General features: G+C 62.6%; 14 protein-coding genes and 1 tRNA gene. 10 read left to right on the top strand and 5 right to left on the bottom strand.

The genetic code is table 11. The annotated features are described in order from the left end of the window. The first annotated feature begins 23 nt into the window (after positions 1-23). From LMTR3_RS14655 to LMTR3_RS14630, 6 genes are all read left to right on the top strand, one after another. Complete coding sequence (locus tag LMTR3_RS14655) at positions 24-3173, top strand: efflux RND transporter permease subunit (RefSeq protein WP_065745797.1); 3150 nt, start codon at positions 24-26, stop codon at positions 3171-3173. After that, positions 3174-6278 carry an efflux RND transporter permease subunit gene (locus tag LMTR3_RS14650; protein WP_065745796.1) on the top strand — a complete coding sequence of 1035 codons (3105 nt, stop codon included), beginning with the start codon at positions 3174-3176 and terminating at the stop codon, positions 6276-6278. It begins immediately after the preceding gene. Between the two features lie 36 nt (positions 6279-6314). Next, positions 6315-7046 carry a tRNA-uridine aminocarboxypropyltransferase gene (locus LMTR3_RS14645; protein WP_065745795.1) on the top strand — a complete coding sequence of 244 codons (732 nt, stop codon included), beginning with the start codon at positions 6315-6317 and terminating at the stop codon, positions 7044-7046. Between the two features lie 205 nt (positions 7047-7251). Continuing rightward, on the top strand, positions 7252-7731 hold the full coding sequence (locus LMTR3_RS14640) for a hypothetical protein (RefSeq protein WP_210184700.1): 480 nt from the start codon (positions 7252-7254) through the stop codon (positions 7729-7731). Between the two features lie 315 nt (positions 7732-8046). Then, entirely contained in the window at positions 8047-8991 is a 945-nt protein-coding gene (locus LMTR3_RS14635) for a hypothetical protein (protein WP_245319889.1), read from the top strand. Between the two features lie 119 nt (positions 8992-9110). After that, positions 9111-9791, top strand: coding sequence for a hypothetical protein (locus LMTR3_RS14630; RefSeq protein WP_065745794.1), 681 nt, complete (start codon positions 9111-9113; stop codon positions 9789-9791). Between the two features lie 7 nt (positions 9792-9798). On the opposite strand, the gene LMTR3_RS38550 is transcribed toward LMTR3_RS14630, so the two are convergent. Further along, positions 9799-9975: a hypothetical protein gene (locus LMTR3_RS38550; RefSeq protein ID WP_176721907.1), complete on the bottom strand. Its 177-nt coding sequence runs from the start codon at positions 9973-9975 to the stop codon at positions 9799-9801. 233 nt (positions 9976-10208) lie between these two features. On the opposite strand from LMTR3_RS38550, the gene LMTR3_RS14625 reads away from it, so the two are divergent. Then, positions 10209-10282, top strand: a tRNA-Cys gene (locus LMTR3_RS14625). A gap of 58 nt (positions 10283-10340) precedes the next feature. Here the strand turns inward: LMTR3_RS14625 and LMTR3_RS14620 are convergent. After that, on the bottom strand, positions 10341-10520 hold the full coding sequence (locus tag LMTR3_RS14620; RefSeq protein WP_065745793.1) for a hypothetical protein: 180 nt from the start codon (positions 10518-10520) through the stop codon (positions 10341-10343). Positions 10521-10772: 252 nt separating this feature from the next. Between LMTR3_RS14620 and LMTR3_RS14615 the strand changes: the two genes are divergently transcribed. Beyond that, positions 10773-11030: a hypothetical protein gene (locus LMTR3_RS14615; protein ID WP_065745838.1), complete on the top strand. Its 258-nt coding sequence runs from the start codon at positions 10773-10775 to the stop codon at positions 11028-11030. Between the two features lie 33 nt (positions 11031-11063). On the opposite strand, the gene LMTR3_RS14610 is transcribed toward LMTR3_RS14615, so the two are convergent. Continuing rightward, positions 11064-11717 (bottom strand): TetR/AcrR family transcriptional regulator, encoded by a 654-nt coding sequence (locus tag LMTR3_RS14610; RefSeq protein WP_065745792.1) that lies wholly within the window; start codon positions 11715-11717, stop codon positions 11064-11066. 102 nt (positions 11718-11819) lie between these two features. On the opposite strand from LMTR3_RS14610, the gene LMTR3_RS14605 reads away from it, so the two are divergent. Together LMTR3_RS14605 and LMTR3_RS14600 are read left to right on the top strand one after the other, a co-directional pair. Beyond that, complete coding sequence (locus tag LMTR3_RS14605; RefSeq protein WP_065745791.1) at positions 11820-12641, top strand: NmrA family NAD(P)-binding protein; 822 nt, start codon at positions 11820-11822, stop codon at positions 12639-12641. 2 nt (positions 12642-12643) lie between these two features. After that, positions 12644-13129 carry an anthrone oxygenase family protein gene (locus LMTR3_RS14600; protein WP_065745790.1) on the top strand — a complete coding sequence of 162 codons (486 nt, stop codon included), beginning with the start codon at positions 12644-12646 and terminating at the stop codon, positions 13127-13129. Between the two features lie 1186 nt (positions 13130-14315). Here the strand turns inward: LMTR3_RS14600 and LMTR3_RS36410 are convergent. Then, complete coding sequence (locus LMTR3_RS36410) at positions 14316-14573, bottom strand: hypothetical protein (RefSeq protein ID WP_084029634.1); 258 nt, start codon at positions 14571-14573, stop codon at positions 14316-14318. 294 nt (positions 14574-14867) lie between these two features. Then, positions 14868-15068 carry a hypothetical protein gene (locus LMTR3_RS37590; RefSeq protein WP_141686623.1) on the bottom strand — a complete coding sequence of 67 codons (201 nt, stop codon included), beginning with the start codon at positions 15066-15068 and terminating at the stop codon, positions 14868-14870. Between the last annotated feature and the right edge of the window lie 946 nt (positions 15069-16014).

Here is a 16014-nt window from a genome sequence, read left to right as displayed (position 1 = left end):
ATTCGTAAAGTGAGCACGCAACCATGAGCGTCTCCGAACCGTTCATCCGCCGGCCGATCGCGACCTCGCTACTCGGGATCGCGCTGATGATCGGCGGCGCGCTGGGCTACTGGGCGCTGCCGGTGTCGGCGCTGCCGCAGGTCGATTTCCCGACCGTGCAGGTGACGACGCAACTGCCGGGTGCCAGCCCCGACGTGGTCGCCTCGCTCATCACGGCGCCGCTGGAGCGCCAGCTCGGGCAGATTCCGTCGCTGTCCTCGATGCAGTCGACCTCCTCGTTCGGCGTCAGCCAGATCTCGCTGCAGTTCGACCTCAACCGCGACATCGACGGCGCCACCCAGGACGTGCAGGCGGCCATCAACGCAGCGGCGGGTATCCTGCCGAGGAATCTGCCGTATCCGCCGACCTACGCCAAGGTAAACCCGGCGGATGCGCCGGTCCTGACACTGGCGCTGACGTCGGAGACGATTTCGCTGCGCGCCATGAGCGATATCGCCGACACGATCCTGGGACAGCGGCTCAGCCAGATTTCCGGCGTCGGACGGGTTGCGATCCTCGGCGGGCTCAAGCCTGCGGTGCGGGTGCAGGCCGATCTGGCGCGGCTCGCCGCCTATGGCATCTCGATGGAGGATCTGCGCAACGCCATCGCGGGCGCCAACGTCTCAGGGCCGAAGGGATCACTCGACGGCGCACAGCAGGCCTACACCATTGCCGCCAACGACCAGATTGCGGCGGCGGAGGCCTACAAGCCCATCATCATCGCCTATCGCAACGGCTCACCTGTCACGATCGGCGACGTCGCCACCATCATCGACGGGCTGGAGAACGATCGCACCGGCGGCTGGTATCAGGGCACGCCGGCCGTCATCATCGACATCCAGCGCCAGCCCGGCGCCAACGTCATCGAGGTCGTCAGGCAGATCCGCGACGAAATACCCAAGGTGCAGCGCGCGATTCCGGCCGGCGTCAATCTGACCATCGTCTCCGACCGCACCGTCACCATCCGCGCCTCGGTGCGAGATGTCCAGTTCACGCTGATCCTTTCCGTGGTGCTGGTGACGCTGGTGGTGTTGCTGTTCCTGCGGTCGCTGCGCGCGACCCTGATCGCGGGCGTGGCGCTGCCGCTGTCGCTGATCACGAGCTTCGGCATCATGTATTTTTCCGGCTTCAGCCTCGACAACCTGTCGCTGATGGCGCTGACGATCGGCACAGGATTCGTGGTCGACGACGCCATCGTGATGATCGAGAACATCGTCCGTCACATGGAGGACGGCGAGTCGGTGATGGAGGCGTCGCTGAAGGGCGCCAGTGAAATCGGCTTTACCGTGATCTCGCTGACGGTGTCGCTGATCGCGGTCTTCATCCCGCTGCTGTTCATGTCCGGGCTGGTCGGGCGCATGTTCCGCGAATTTGCGCTGACGCTGACGATTGCGGTCGTGACCTCGGCGATCGTCTCGCTGACGCTGACGCCGATGATGTGTTCGCGGCTATTGAAGCATGTTGGGGAAGAGATGACGGTCCCGGGGCTTGCCGCCGTCAGCCGCTTCATCGATCGCATGGTCGCCTTCTACCATCGCACGCTGCTATGGGTGCTGCAGCGCCAGCGCGCGACCCTCGTGGTGACGTTCGCCACCATCGCCGCGACGCTAGTCATGTACGTGATCGCGCCGAAGGGCTTTCTGCCGCTGCAGGATACGGCCTCGATCACCGCAGTGACCGAGGCCGGTCCCGACGTCTCCTTTGCCGAGATGCAAAGCCGGCAGGCGACGGCGGCGGCCGCGATCCAGGCCGATCCGGACGTGATCGGCGTCGTCTCCGTGATCGGGGCCGGATCGGTCAATCCGACCACCAATGTCGGACGTCTGGTGATGACGCTCAGGCCGCGCGGCGAGCGGCACGATGATATTTCCGTGGTGGTCGACCGGCTGAAACAGCGTACGGCGAAAATTCCCGGCATGACGATCTATTTCCAGCCGGTGCAGGACGTGCAGATCTCGACCCAGTCGAGCCGCTCGCAGTACCAGTATACGCTGACCGGCACCGATGCCGCGCAGGTCTCGTTGTGGTCGCAGAAGCTCATTGCCGAGATGCGCCGGGATCCGCTGTTCCGCGATGTCTCGTCGGAAGCGCAGGAGGGCGGCTTGCGCGCCGCGCTCAACATCGATCGTCAACGCGCCGGCCAGCTCGGCGTCAGCCTCCAGGCGGTCAACGACACCCTCAACGACGCCTTTGCGCAGCGGCAGATTTCGACGATCTACGGCCAGGCCAACCAGTATCGCGTCGTGCTGGAGGCGATGCCGATGTACCAGCGCGATCCGTCGATCCTGTCGAAACTCTATCTCCCGGGGGCCGCGAGCACGACCGCCGGCGCGCCCGGCGCCCAGGTGCCGCTGTCGGCGGTGGCGACGCTGACCCGCACCACCGCGCCGCTGGCGATCTCGCATCTCGCGCAGTTTCCGGCCGTCTCGCTCAGTTTCAACCTCGCCCCCGGCGAGGCGTTGGGCGATGCCGTCGAGGCGGTCAAGCAGATCGAGACCAGGATCGGCATGCCCGGCAGCATCGTCGGCGTCTACTCGGGCGATGCGGCCGAATTCTCCAAGTCGCTGGCCGGCCAGCCATGGCTCATTCTGGCGGCGATCGTTACCATCTACATCGTGCTCGGCGTTCTCTATGAGAGCTACATTCACCCGATCACCATTCTCTCGACGCTGCCGTCCGCCGGCGTCGGCGCCATTCTGGCGCTGATGCTGTTCGGGCAGGACCTGTCGGTGATCGGCCTGATCGGCATCATCCTGTTGATGGGCATCGTCAAGAAGAACGCGATCATGATGATCGACTTCGCGCTCGAAGCCGAGCGGCATCAGGGCATGTCGCCGAACGAAGCCATCGTGCAGGCTTGCCTGTTGCGCTTCCGCCCCATTATGATGACGACGCTGGCGGCGCTGTTCGGTGCGCTGCCGCTGGCGATCGAAAGCGGTACCGGCGCAGAATTGCGCTTTCCGCTCGGCATTTCCATCATCGGCGGCTTGCTGCTGAGCCAGTTGCTGACGCTCTATACGACGCCGGTGATTTACCTGGCGCTCGACCGGCTCAACCGGAAAATCGAGAAGGCGGTGCCGGACCCCGGGCCCCCCGGACCCACGGTTGCCGGTGCCACCGAGGGGATGCAGTAGATGGCATCGATCTCGGAGCCCTTCATCCGCCGGCCGGTTGGTACCACGCTGCTGGCGATCGGGCTCTTCCTGGTCGGCATGGTCGCCTATGTTTTTCTGCCGGTCTCGTCGGTGCCCAACGTCGACTTCCCGATGATCCGGGTGTCCGCCACCCGTCCCGGCGCCGATCCTTCCGTGATGGCCTCGACGGTTGCCGCGCCGCTGGAACGCCGGCTCGGCCAGATTGCAGGCCTTGACCGGATCACCTCGACCAGTTCGCTCGGCACCACCAGCATCCAGTTGCAATTCTCGATCGGCCGCAACATCGACCGCGCCGCGCGCGACGTGCAGGCGGCGATCAACGCCTCGCTGGCCGATCTGCCGACCGACCTGCCGTCGTTGCCGCGATTCCGCAAGGCCAATCCCGCAGCCGCCCCGGTGTTCGTGCTGGCGCTGACGTCGAAGACGCTGACGACGAGTGCGATGTACGACGTCGCCGATACCGTGATTGCGCAGCGCATCTCGCAGGTTCCGGGCGTAGGCGAAGTCAACGTCACCGGCGCCGACCAGCCGGCAGTACGGATTGCGCTGAACCCGGTGGCGCTGTCGAATGCCGGGATTGCCACCGACGACGTGCGGCTCGCCATCATCAACGCCAATCCGCTGGGACCAGTCGGCATTTTCAACGGCGGCCGCCAGAGCGAGACGATCTCGACCAACAAGCAGATGCGCACCGCGGCCGAATTCCGCGACATCATCATCAAGAGCTCGGCCGGCAATTTCGTCCGCCTCGCCGACGTCGCCGAGGTCGAGGATTCCGTCCGCAACAGCCGCTCGATCGCCTGGTTCAACAAGCAGCCGGCGGTCCTGATCCAGATCACCAAGCAGGGCGATGCCAACGTGATCGATACTGTCGATCGGGTGAAGGCGGTGTTGCCGGAACTGAAGCAGTGGCTGCCGGGAGGGGTGGAAATTTCGACGCTCGTCGACCGCACCGGCACCATCCGCGCCAGCGTGCTCGACATGCAGTACACGCTGCTGGCGACGGCATTTCTCGTCATGGTGGTGGTGTTCGCGTTCCTGCGGCGGCTGACGCCGACCATTGCGGCCGGCGTTTCGGTGCCGCTGGCGCTGGCCGGCACCTGCGCCGGCATGTGGCTCGCCGGCTTCTCGATCGACAATCTGTCGCTGATGGCGTTGGCGATCTCGGTCGGCTTCGTGGTCGACGACGCCATCGTCATGATCGAGAACATGTACCGCAACCTCGAACACGGCATGGCGCCGTATCCGGCGGCGCTGGAAGGCGCCAAGCAGATCGGCTTCACCGTGCTGTCGATCAGCCTGTCGCTGATCGCGGCCTTCACGCCGCTGATTTTCATGGACGGGATCGTCGGCCGGCTGTTGCGCGAATTCTCTCTGACGCTGACCTTTGCCATCGTGGTGTCGACTGTCGTGTCGCTCACGATCACGCCGATGATCTGCGCGCATTATATCAAGGAAGCGACTTCCGATCGCGCGACCTGGTTCGACCGGCTGGTCGAGGGCACGCTGTCGCGCATCGTTTCCTTCTACACCTGGACGCTGCGGGCGGTGCTCGGCTTCCCGTTCCTGACCCTGCTCGTGTTCTTTGCCACCATTGCGCTGACGGTGGTGCTCTATATCAAGACGCCGAAAGGCTACTTCCCGACCGACGACAGCGGTCTTGTGATCGGCGCCACGCGCGCATCTCCCGATACATCGTTCCAGGCGATGCTCGGGCTGCAGCAGCAACTGGCCGATATCGTGATGGCCGATCCGGCGGTCGCCGCCATCGGCTCTTCGCTCGGCGGCACCGCCGGTCCGGGCGGCGGCGGCTCCAACCGCGGCACCATGTTCATCAGCCTGAAGCCGCCGGAGGAGCGAGCCGGCATGTCGACGGCGCAGGTGATCGATCGCCTGCGCAGAAATCTCTATCGGGTCGCCGGCATCCGCCTGTTCATGTTCGCGGCACAGGACCTCCGCACCGGCGGCCGGCAAAGCGATTCCGATTACCAGTATACGCTGTCGAGCACGAATCTCGAGCTCCTGCAGAAATGGGCGCCGCTGGTCGCCAAGCGCATGGAGACGGTGGAGGGCATCACCGACATTTCCAGCGACCGCGACCCCGGCGGGCTGCAATTGTCGCTGGTGATTGACCGCAAGACCGCCTCGAGCCTCGGCGTTAGCGTCCAGGACATCGACAACGCCCTGAACAACGCCTTCGCGCAGCGCCAGATTTCGATCATCTATACCCAGCGCAACCAGTACATGGTGGTGCTGGAGATCGACCCGAAATTCCAGAGTGATCCTTCCAATTTGGAGCGGATTTACGTGGCGGGCGCCAACGACGCCCAGGTGCCGCTATCGGCCGTGGTGCGCTACCAGCGCGGCCTGTCGCCGCTTGCGGTGTACCACTCGCAATCGTTCCCCTCGACGACGGTCTCGTTCAATTTGCTGCCCGATGTGCCGCTGGAGGTCGCGACCTCCAATATCCAGCGCGCGGTCGAGGAGCTGCATATGCCGGAGGGCATCCGCGGCAGTTTCGACGGCAGTGCCGGCGATTTCAACAAGACCAGTGGGCGGCAGCCGCTGCTGATCCTCGGTGCGCTGGTGGCGATGTATATCGTGCTCGGCGTGCTCTATGAGAGCCTCGCCCATCCGATCACGATCATCTCGACCCTGCCGTCCGCAGGCCTCGGCGCGCTGCTGGCGCTGCAGGTGACCAATACGCCGCTGACCGTGATCGCCTTTGTCGGCATTATCCTGCTGATCGGCATCGTCAAGAAGAACGGCATCATGATGGTGGATTTCGCGCTCGACGCCGAGCGCCACCGCGGCCTGTCGTCGGCGGACGCGATCTTCGAGGCCTGCCGCGCCCGCTTCCGGCCGATCCTGATGACGACGATGGCGGCCTTGTTTGCCGGCATTCCGCTGGTCATCGCCACCGGCCCCGGCACCGAGCTGCGCCGGCCGCTCGGCATCACGATTATCGGCGGACTGTTCGTCTCGCAGATCATGACGTTGTACACGACGCCGGTGATCTATCTCCTGATCGACCGGCTGCGGCGGCGATCCCGGCCGGCCGCGATCGCCGCGCCTGCCGAATAGTTGGATTACTGCCTGCGGAAAGCGTATAGCGGGCGGATGCCAGACCAATCCAATTCCGAGGCCGGAACCGCGGTGGAGGCCGTTCCGGACTGTCCGCATTGCGGCAAGCCGCTACCGCTCTGCATCTGCGACAGCATCAAGCCGATCGAGAGCAATATCTCGCTCCTGATCCTGCAGCATCCGCAGGAGCAGGACAGGGCGCTCGGCACGGCGCGGCTGACGGCGATGCACTTCAAGGACGCGGTCGTCAAAATCGGCCTGTCCTGGCCGAGCCTCTCCAAGGCACTGGGACGGAAGGTCGACGATCCCTCCCGTTGGGCGGTGCTCTATCTCGGCTCGGCCAAGGTCAGCGATCTCGACACCGATGCCGAGATCGTGGCGATCAACCGCAAGGGCGAGGTCGAGCCGCACCAGCGCGCCATCCTGTCCGACATCGAAGGCGTCGTGCTGCTGGACGGCACATGGAGCCAGGCCAAGGCGCTGTGGTGGCGCAACGCGTGGATGCTGAAATGCCAGCGGATCATTCTGGGCCCGAAGCGCCCCTCGCTTTACGGCAAACTCCGCAAGGAACCGCGCCGCGACGGCCTCTCCACCATCGAGGCCGCCGGCCTGCTGCTCGCCGGGCTCGAGAAGCGGCCCGAGATCGCGGCGACACTCAACGCCAGCTTTGACCGCATGCTGGCGAGGTATCGGCAAGTGCAGGCGGCGATGCCGGAACTTGCACCGAAGCCGAAGAAGCGGGATTACCGCCGTCGCAAGCGCGGGTAGCTCTTGGTCCTCAAGCAAGAGCTGCGTCGACGACGTTGCTGCATCTGAAATTGTGCAGCGTTGCTCCGTTATCCGTCATGACCATGATACCAACGTCGCGGTTCCAATGTCTGCAAGGAGACATAGCGACCTGTGGACAAGGATGACATTCCCATTGACGATGCTAAATTCTCCGCTCTCCGCGTAACTATTTGGAGCAAAGTCGATGTCTTTAACCACAGAGATTCTCACTCGCTCTCCATTACTTGACGCTGATGAAATCGAGGGGGAAATCGGTACTCTCATCTACAATGCCCGGCGAGCGCCCGTTATCCGGGAGATACCCGACAGCGATGACCACCCGTTGCCGAAAGGCCCGATGCCCGACTATGTCGAGCACAAGGAAGGGGTCAATCAGGTCGGCAAACTCTCGGCCGAAGCTGTGGTCCGCGAATACGATGCGGCAGTGAAAGAGATTGAGGCACTCGGTGCGGAACTAACCGACGCCGCCAAGCGATGTGAAGCGATGGTGGCCGGCGTTCACGCCATGGTGTCCGAGATCAAGGAATTGGCTGCGAACTATCGCGAGGAAGGCAAGCGCTACTTCCTGCAGATCGAGGATTGCTCCCTGATGACGTCCGAAGTCCGCAGTGTCTGCGAGACGCTCAAAAAGAAGATCGCCGCAGGCGGTAGTATCGCCGCCTGATGTTCCGGCTCTGGCCGGTCTTGCTGGTGGCCGCGCCGTTCATCGTCGTGGCCATCAGCATGCTGTTGTAATTGCGTACCGGGCATTCAGGCGCAGCACAGTTCACCTTTGGCGGCTTATTGTTTGGCTGTTGAGCTCTTTCGCTGGAATGCGCCTGAGTCCGGCCGTAATGGGCCGCGGTCCGGATGATGGCAAGTCGGTCAGATTGGCTGGCCACGGCCCGCCGTACCGCACCCCTATGCCATGTGGCGACATGTCGCCAACGCCGCCACCCGTAACGGGAACCCATTTACAGCCTCAGCGATTATCTGCGCCATGCATCTGGAGGCGAGCGGGCCGGGCGCGCTCGTCTTCAGCGCTTTCACAGCTCTGCGCTTCCAGGGAAAGGATATCGCCGCTTTGCCGTCTTCCATCACCTCGCATCTGCCTTTCGGCGGCGCCGAAATCAGCCTGCGAAAGAAGTTCCGCCTGTTCTTCACGGTCGGCGTCATCGTCCTGTTACTCGGCGGCGCCAAGGCAATCGTTCACTATTTCGGATTCGAGTTCCTCGAACTCAACGGGCTGGTGACCAGCGGCATTGGCGGCGCCATCTTCATCATCGGCTTCCTGCTGTCGAGCATTCTCAAGGATTACAAGGAAGCCGAACAAATTCCGACGGCACTGCGCACGGCGACCGAAGCAATCGACGGCGATCTGGAATGCTTTGCGCGAACCAACGAGCGCTTCAATCTTGGGGAACCAAGGCTGATCCTGATCGGGGTCATTGCAAAACTGCGCGAAGGCCTGGACCGTGCCTACGACCACAAGAACATTGCCCCCGTGCTCGACGAGCTCAGCAAGCTGACGCCCATCCTCGGACGACTGGAGGGCATGGGCATGGCTGCGAATTTCGTCGTACGCCTTCGCACCAATCAGGATGCGATCCGCAGGGCTCTGCTTCGCATCTACACCATCCAGCGCGTCGAATTCGTCCCATCGGTGCATGTGCTCGTGCAAACGCTGGTGTTCTCGATCATCGTCCTGTTGCTCCTGCTGAAGACGGAGGGCGATCCGGCCGCGGCCCTGTTGTTTGGATTCATCACCTACATGTTCGTCTACGTCCTGTATCTGATCCGACTGCTCGAACAGCCTTTCGCCAAGGGCCAGGGCTCCGTCGACGATGTCAGCTTCTTCCTGCTTGATGAACTGGAGGCGCAATTGCGGCGCTCGCTCGACCCCGCCGTCGGACGGCGGCGGCTTCACGCAATAGATCGGGTCTGAGCAGTGCACGATGTCTGGACGGCGCGGCGAGGGCCCTGCGCCGTCCATTGCGGACACACGTTGCTCCATTCCGCTGCTCGCACTATGACTGACGCGTCGGATGCTAGCGGAGCAGCGCGATGGAACTTGTGGCGCATTGGCGCCTGTCGAAACAGGCTTTGATCGATCTCGTTTTCTTCTGCGGCGTTCCGATCGTGCTGGCGGTGCTTTCGGTCGTTCTTGGACCGTATGCGGCCACCATGGGAGGTGCCGGCGCGACGCTTTATGTTCTCTCGCTTGCCATCGTGCCGTGGTGTCTGACCGGCCTCGCCACCCAATTGGTGAGCAAAAGAGCCAAGGGAAAACTCCCGCTTTGGCTGATCGCAGCCATCGGTGCCGTCGTCTCCGGCCCCTTCGTGTCGCTATACGTCTATTTCGTCAATTCGATCGCTTCAGAGATCTGGCCTGCGCTGGACGCTTTGCGGCCCGCGACGTTCGGCGCAGAACATCTCAAATCGGCCGCCCTGTCCGAGGGGCGGGCCATCGTTCTCTGGATCGCCTTTGTCGTCATTTTCCATGAGACGCTGGATTGGGAGCGGTTTGCGGCACCGGCCAAGGAAACGGGCTGCGAAGACCGCTTTCAACTGAGCGGCGCCGAGTGGACGGCGGAAGACGATGCGCTGCTTCGCTCGCTGATCGGCAGCGGCAAGCCCCCGAGGGCCATCGCGCTGGAAATGAAGCGGACAGTCGGGGGCATCCGCGCAAGGACGGCCAAGCTGGGTCTGCGGAACAATCGTCTTGGCAATACGTCCGCCGACTGAGGCGGTCCTAATCTTCAGTCCGCCATGCTCCGAGGAGGAACACCTTGCGCGGTCTCCGGTTCGGGCCCGCTTCCGATTGAACGTCGCTGAGATCAACCGCCCTTCGCTTCATTAGAAGCTTCGTGACGATCCCGAGCACGATGAAGGGTCCGAGATAGATGGCTAGTGTGGTGAGTGCGCTCATGTACCTCTCCCACCGGGGATGTTATGGCAAATTAGGACACTCCCCAAATCAACTTAGGACAATCAACTTAGGACACTGGGGCTCAAATACGGACAGTATCCGATCGACCCGAACGGGATCGGGCACGCCAGTTTCAGAACTGGCACGGTCTTCGAGTTTCAGAAGTTTGCGAGAGAGCGGGCGAGGGTGGTTGCCTAAGTGCCTGACACTCTATATTGATCCGCTCCCGATGGGGCCACGTGGCGGAGTGGTTACGCAACGGTCTGCAAAACCGTGTACACCAGTTCAATTCTGGTCGTGGCCTCCATTCATATAATCAATGACTTAGACCGATTATATGAGAGGTCGCCGCAAGCCGGCCGCGATCAGCAGGCGGCGTGCCAGCCCTCGGGAAACGGAACCAGCGGCCAAGAGGTCCCATTGTCGTTGGCGGCGCGCGGCGACGGATAAAGGCGCTGGGTCTGGACCACGAAATCATCCTCCGGGGCTGGCGCAATGGCCGTCTGCACGGTTTCCAGCAGCAGATCGTATTCGACTTCGCTCATCGCGCTCTCCGGGTTCCAGAGGCGATGATCTCAAAAGCATTTTGTTCCCAGATTGAGCGGATCGTTCGAATTTTATCGATCCGGCGGCCGCGGCAAAGCTGGTTACTAAAGTGTTGAACTCTCGCGCAAACACTAGGTCCGCCCACGCGCGGCGCGTGTGAGAAAAATCACATTTTGCAGAAATCAACTCGCGTATTCGGCTTGGATGACGCCCGCCTTGCCAAGGCGGGCATGGTCCAGGAAGACGCGGTCATGAAGGCAAGGTTTGCGCGAAGTGCGGCACTGCTCCGTCGTTCCCGCCGGGCTTCGACGCTCGGTTTCCTGCTGACGCTGATGGCGAGCAGTGCGGCTCATGCCCAGCAAGGCACGCCCGAACAGCGCAGGGCCTGCACGCCCGACGTCTACCGGCTCTGTGCCGGCGAGATCCCGAACGCGCGTGCGATCACCGCATGCCTGCGCCGGCAGAAGGCGAGCCTGAGCGCGGCTTGTGCCGCGGTGTTCGAGCGGTAGGGGCGGCGACACGGCATTCCCGCGCCGACGTTCTCAGATCTCCAGCGCCGCCAGATTCTTCGGCAGCATTCGCTTGAACAGAGTGAGGATGCGGGCGGCTTCCTTTGTGTCCTGCGTGATGGCATGGCGGACGGTCGCCGCGATCAGCGTCATCATCAGTTGGGAAAACGAGGCCAGCGCAGTTGCTGATACATCGGGTGCGATCCGCCGCAGGGTGTCGCCGAGCAGCCCGGCGAGATAGACGCCGTCCTCCTCGTCGAGCTTTTGCAGCGCCCGGTCGGCCTGCGTCGCCTGCCAGATGTCGCGCATGACCGGTACTTCCATGAACATCCGATAATAGCTGTCGGTAATGCGGCACAGGGCCGGGTGCAGATCGCGGGTAGTCCTGACCACGGCGAGATCGCGCCGCACGCAATCGCGGCCGAACGCGTTGTAGCGTTCCGCGAGCGTGCCGATGATCGCGGTCTTGTCCGGAAAGTATTGATAGAGCGAGCCGAACGGCACGCCGCTGCGTTCGACGACGTCGCTCATGCGGAAGGCTTCGCTGCCTTTCTCGGCCATCAGCTCTGCCGCGCATTGCAGGATTTTCTCGAACCGCTCGCGGCTGCGCTGCTGGGTTGGGACCAGCCGCGCCAACACGGGCGCAGCCGTTGCGGCCACTTTCTGTCCGGCTTTTCGCCTCGCCATCGGTCCTCTCACATAAAAGCGACTTGACGTTACCAATACGAGAGTTTATCGGGTTTAGCAAATACGATATATTCTCGTATTATGTTCCGAAAGGAGTGATCCATGTCAGAACTCCCGATCCTGATCGTCGGCGGCGCAGGCAAGACCGGCGCGCGCGTCGATGCACTGCTGCAGGCGCGCGGAATCCCGACGCGGCCAGTATCGCGTTCGGCGCCTGTCCCGTTCGACTGGACCCGGCCCGAGACGTGGCCGGCCGCGTTTGCCGGCGTCTCGATGGCCTATGTCACCTACCAGCCGGACCTTGCGGTCGAAGGTGCCGCTGATGCGATCGCGGAAGCGGGCCGGCTGGCGCGCGACAATGGGCTCGAACGCGTCGTATTGCTGTCGGGACGCGGCGAGCCGGGCGCGCAGCGGGCGGAGGCGGCGCTGCAGCAATCCGGCGTTCCCTGGACCATCGTGCGCGCAAGCTGGTTCGATCAGAATTTTTCCGAGGGTTATCTGCTTGAGGGCGTGCTCGCCGGCGAAATCGCGTTGCCGGCCGGCGCCGTGCCCGAACCGTTTATCGATGCCGACGACATTGCCGAAGTCGTGGTCGCGGCGCTGACGGATCGGCGCCATGTCGGCAAGGTCTACGAGGTGACGGGACCGCGCGCGCTGACGTTCGCGCAAGCGGTCGCCGAGATCGCCGATGCCGCCGGCCGCCCGGTCCGATACCGGCAGATCGCAGCGGAAGATTTTGCGGCCGCCATGCGGCCCCATATGCCGGACGACGTCATCGAACTGATGTTGGAACTGTTCACCGTCGTGCTCGACGGGCGCAATTCGGGTGTCGCGCACGGCGTCGAGCAGGCGCTCGGGCGTCCGGCGCGGGACTTTTCCGACTATGCCCGCCGAACCGCCGCGACCGGTGTCTGGAGGACATGATCATGCTGGAGGTATTGATCACCGGTCTGCTGTGGTTTTGCGGCATCGGCTGCGGTCTGCTCGCCGGGCTCTATTTCGCGTTCTCGACCTTCATCATGACGGCGTTCGGCCGGATCGGACAGGCCTCCGGCATTGCGGCGATGAATGCAATCAACGTCACGATCGTGCAGTCGCTGTTCATGCCGATTTTCCTGGGAACGACGGCGGCGAGTGCGGCGCTGGCGGTGACCGCGCTGTTGCGCTGGAGCGAGCCCGGCGCGATGGCGATGCTGGCCGGCGGCGTGCTCTACGTGCTCGGCATGTTCGTCGTGACGATGGTCTTCAACGTGCCCCTGAACAACGCGCTTGCCGCGACCGATCCCACAAGCCACGAGGCCGCCTCGCTATGGGCGCGCTACCTGACGGATTGGACGTGGTGGAACCACGTGCGGACGGTCTCATCGACAGCGGCTTGTGCGCTGTTCATTGCCGCGATTGCGGCGAAGTAGGGCGCTCGAAATACCGGCAAACAAAAACGTCCCAAGAGGCGTGGTCGGCCGGCGAGCACTGCCTGCCAGACTTCGAGTTCGATCTGGCCGAGAGTGGCATTGCCGATAATGACGGCTTGCAGGAGCAGATCGGCCGTCAGGACTGGCAACCCGGCGTGTTCGGTTAGTGCGTGCCTGCTGATCGCCCGCTACCGGCTCAAGTTCGAGCGGTGGCGGCTAGGCCGGTGAGATAAGGGGTTCATGCTGGCGGGCTTCCTTGCTGGACCTTCGACGACGGACCGCAGCCGCTACATGTGCTTGCCTGACCAACTCGCGCAATAAATCCAAATCGCGGAGTTCAGTCAGAAGATTTGCGGACAGGGTGGAGTAGGCGTCAATACGTGGCTGAAGAGAAGGCATTTTAAAAAACCCTCACTAACTATTACTCATACTTCACTGTGAAGAGGGGGGACTGCGGCTTCAACAGGATTCGTCTAATTTGAGAGCCACATCCGGAGTCTTACGGGCGCTTCAATTTGTGGGCAGAGCCTTTGCGAAGAGGCCGCTAACTCAGGCAGCCTCTTTCATTCGCGGGCGCAGGCAGTGATTCACGCGGCCTTCTTTGCGTCGAGGAGTTCCGTGGAAAGGAACTTCTCTGTCCGTTTTTCGTTGAGTTCGCAGATAAGGGCACGGTTAGGAGCAATCCATGACCACAGTGCAGGCCATTGCATTTGGAGCCATGCTAGCTTGGACGCCCGCGTTAATCATATTGGCAATTTCGTTGTGGGATGTTCCAGAGCTAGACGAGGGAATGAACTAGTTTCGCGTCATCACTTTCATTCGTCGTGCTTCAGTTTCCGCCCGCCCCAATGATGACGCTTGCGACCGGGATCAAAGACCCGTTCGACGTGACGGCTCAATGCCCGCATGACGCCGATACACGCGAACATCGTAGGGCCGCCGAGCCGGCGACGAGCAGCAGCGCTTCCGCCGCGGCTTGCCATTCCGGCAGGCCGCGTTCATTGGGAGACAGGGTGACGCAGCAACCTACATGCTGAGCCCGAAGGTAGACGAGCGTCCGGCCGTCCGGCAGCTCGATGGACTCGTCAAACTCACGGCTGCAGCCTGATTTGCTCTGCCATCTCCTCTCCCCGGGATATCCAACCCGAGGCGGCCGGGCTGGGCAAGGGCGACGCCAGATCCGAGGCTATTTGGTCAGGTGCGCCAGTATGGCCTCACAGGCCTTCTCAGCTTCGGCAAACGTCTTAAAGGGTGATCCACCTACCTTAATGGCATGCCTGTTTAAACTGATGGGGCGCCAAGAAGCGACAAAGCCAGGCCGCCCGTGAAGTCCAGGACCACTGGTATTTTCGTTACTGATTACAAATGAGAAGCCGCGCTCGCTCGCGCTCCATATCTCCAGTTCCTCTATCGCGGGAGCAACGCGGCTGAAGTGCAGGGCCATGCCACTATCCAGCGAGCCCCTAAACGGCCCCAGCGCTTTACCGCGCTAGCGCCGGGACCGCCAACCTAGGCAGGTTTTCCTCCGGCCTGGGGGCTTCAGCGCCGGAGGTGGGATTCGACTCCGCCGCCCCGCCGCAGGTTCCTATTAGCTGAAGGGACGCCAGGATGATTCCTATAAAGTGTCGTGAGGGCTGTGGAGGGGCTACAGTGATAACCGCCGCAGAAGACGACCACACCGGACACGCCGGCTTCCCGCATTTCTCCGAAGGTGATTTTCTGGGGGCGGTCCATTCGGCTATCGCGCCGACGGGCTTCCGGCAATCTCCGAAGATGTTGGGCCCGCAATACTCACCGTGTCGGTGGTGCCCGCCTGCGGTACCGCACAGGCTGCGAACGTCGCGCGCTGCAGGGGCTGCGCCTGGAAACTCCGAACCTGCGCGCCTGCCTGCAGCGGCAGGGACGACAGCGCCACGGCGACAAGCAGAGCAGCAGTCACGACTTTACGGTTGCCAGTCAGGGATAGCCATCGGTTGGAGGAATGTGCGAGCGAACATGAAATTGCATCGCGGACCTCATCGGGGGGAACCGGCGTGCTGGTCGCGGATTGGTGGGCACAGCTACGAAGAAGGAGTATTTCGATGCACCTTCACACCTACAAGGACGACCAGAATTCGCGGCACTTCGATTTAGTGCGAGATGGCGAACACCCGGGATCGATTGATGTAGTTTTAGTGTCTATGTGGGCACTTTTAGCTGCCGGCGCAGTCTGCGCTTTAGTCGCGCCCTTCCAGTAACGGCGACTACTCTCAACGATGGGTGCACTACGCAAAGGCCGCCGCAAAGTCCAAGGATCCCGCACCATGGCATCCTCCTTTCGCGTCCAGTGCACGAAAGGGGTCGGCGTTCCTCGCCGCTACCGGTCGCCGCGGTCGGCGTGTGGTATTCGCGACGGCAGATGAAGCCAGATGAGGCGCGGTTGGAACGACGACTCCAACTAAGAAACTTCAGAAATCAAAATTTGCAAAATGTTGCCCCGAGAAAGCAGCCTCAACCCTCTCGTCTATAAATAGCTGAAAATCTATGATTTTGGCTCCCCGGGCTGGATCCCAGTTGGAGGGAAAAGCCGTATAAATCAAGGGGTTTCCGCTTTTCGAGGCCCGCCGATACTGTAAATCGGTACTGTAAATTGGGCCTCTATGGCCTCTGTATGTTCTGCCCGGGGATAGGCCGCCCGGATCGCGCGGCAGGCGTCCCGTTAGCCTGTGCCCGGCGTGGCCGCCTGTGCGCTGGCTCGGGCTGGCCGGTGGTCCGGATAGCCGGGCGCTCCCGCCGCGCTGTAGCGCCTTCCTACGGCGTCGACGCCTGTCCGCTGTGGATACTGGCAAACCAAGCCGTGCCCCGCCCGCAAACAAGTCTACGCTGGTTGCGACTAAATTTCGGGA

This window comes from Bradyrhizobium sp. LMTR 3 (genome assembly GCF_001693485.1).
GTDB lineage: Bacteria > Pseudomonadota > Alphaproteobacteria > Rhizobiales > Xanthobacteraceae > Bradyrhizobium.
This window is presented reverse-complemented; position numbering and strand designations above follow the sequence as displayed.

Coding starts and splice junctions, on each gene's coding strand:
- LMTR3_RS14605 (WP_065745791.1), top strand. CDS start 11,820: ATGTCAGAACTCCCGATCCTGATCGTCGGCGGCGCAGGCAAGACCGGC.
- LMTR3_RS14630 (WP_065745794.1), top strand. CDS start 9,111: ATGGAACTTGTGGCGCATTGGCGCCTGTCGAAACAGGCTTTGATCGAT.
- LMTR3_RS14635 (WP_245319889.1), top strand. CDS start 8,047: ATGCATCTGGAGGCGAGCGGGCCGGGCGCGCTCGTCTTCAGCGCTTTC.
- LMTR3_RS14650 (WP_065745796.1), top strand. CDS start 3,174: ATGGCATCGATCTCGGAGCCCTTCATCCGCCGGCCGGTTGGTACCACG.
- LMTR3_RS36410 (WP_084029634.1), bottom strand. CDS start 14,573: ATGGCCCTGCACTTCAGCCGCGTTGCTCCCGCGATAGAGGAACTGGAG.
- LMTR3_RS14610 (WP_065745792.1), bottom strand. CDS start 11,717: ATGGCGAGGCGAAAAGCCGGACAGAAAGTGGCCGCAACGGCTGCGCCC.
- LMTR3_RS14640 (WP_210184700.1), top strand. CDS start 7,252: ATGTCTTTAACCACAGAGATTCTCACTCGCTCTCCATTACTTGACGCT.
- LMTR3_RS14615 (WP_065745838.1), top strand. CDS start 10,773: ATGAAGGCAAGGTTTGCGCGAAGTGCGGCACTGCTCCGTCGTTCCCGC.
- LMTR3_RS14620 (WP_065745793.1), bottom strand. CDS start 10,520: ATGAGCGAAGTCGAATACGATCTGCTGCTGGAAACCGTGCAGACGGCC.
- LMTR3_RS14645 (WP_065745795.1), top strand. CDS start 6,315: ATGCCAGACCAATCCAATTCCGAGGCCGGAACCGCGGTGGAGGCCGTT.
- LMTR3_RS14600 (WP_065745790.1), top strand. CDS start 12,644: ATGCTGGAGGTATTGATCACCGGTCTGCTGTGGTTTTGCGGCATCGGC.
- LMTR3_RS38550 (WP_176721907.1), bottom strand. CDS start 9,975: ATGAGCGCACTCACCACACTAGCCATCTATCTCGGACCCTTCATCGTG.
- LMTR3_RS14655 (WP_065745797.1), top strand. CDS start 24: ATGAGCGTCTCCGAACCGTTCATCCGCCGGCCGATCGCGACCTCGCTA.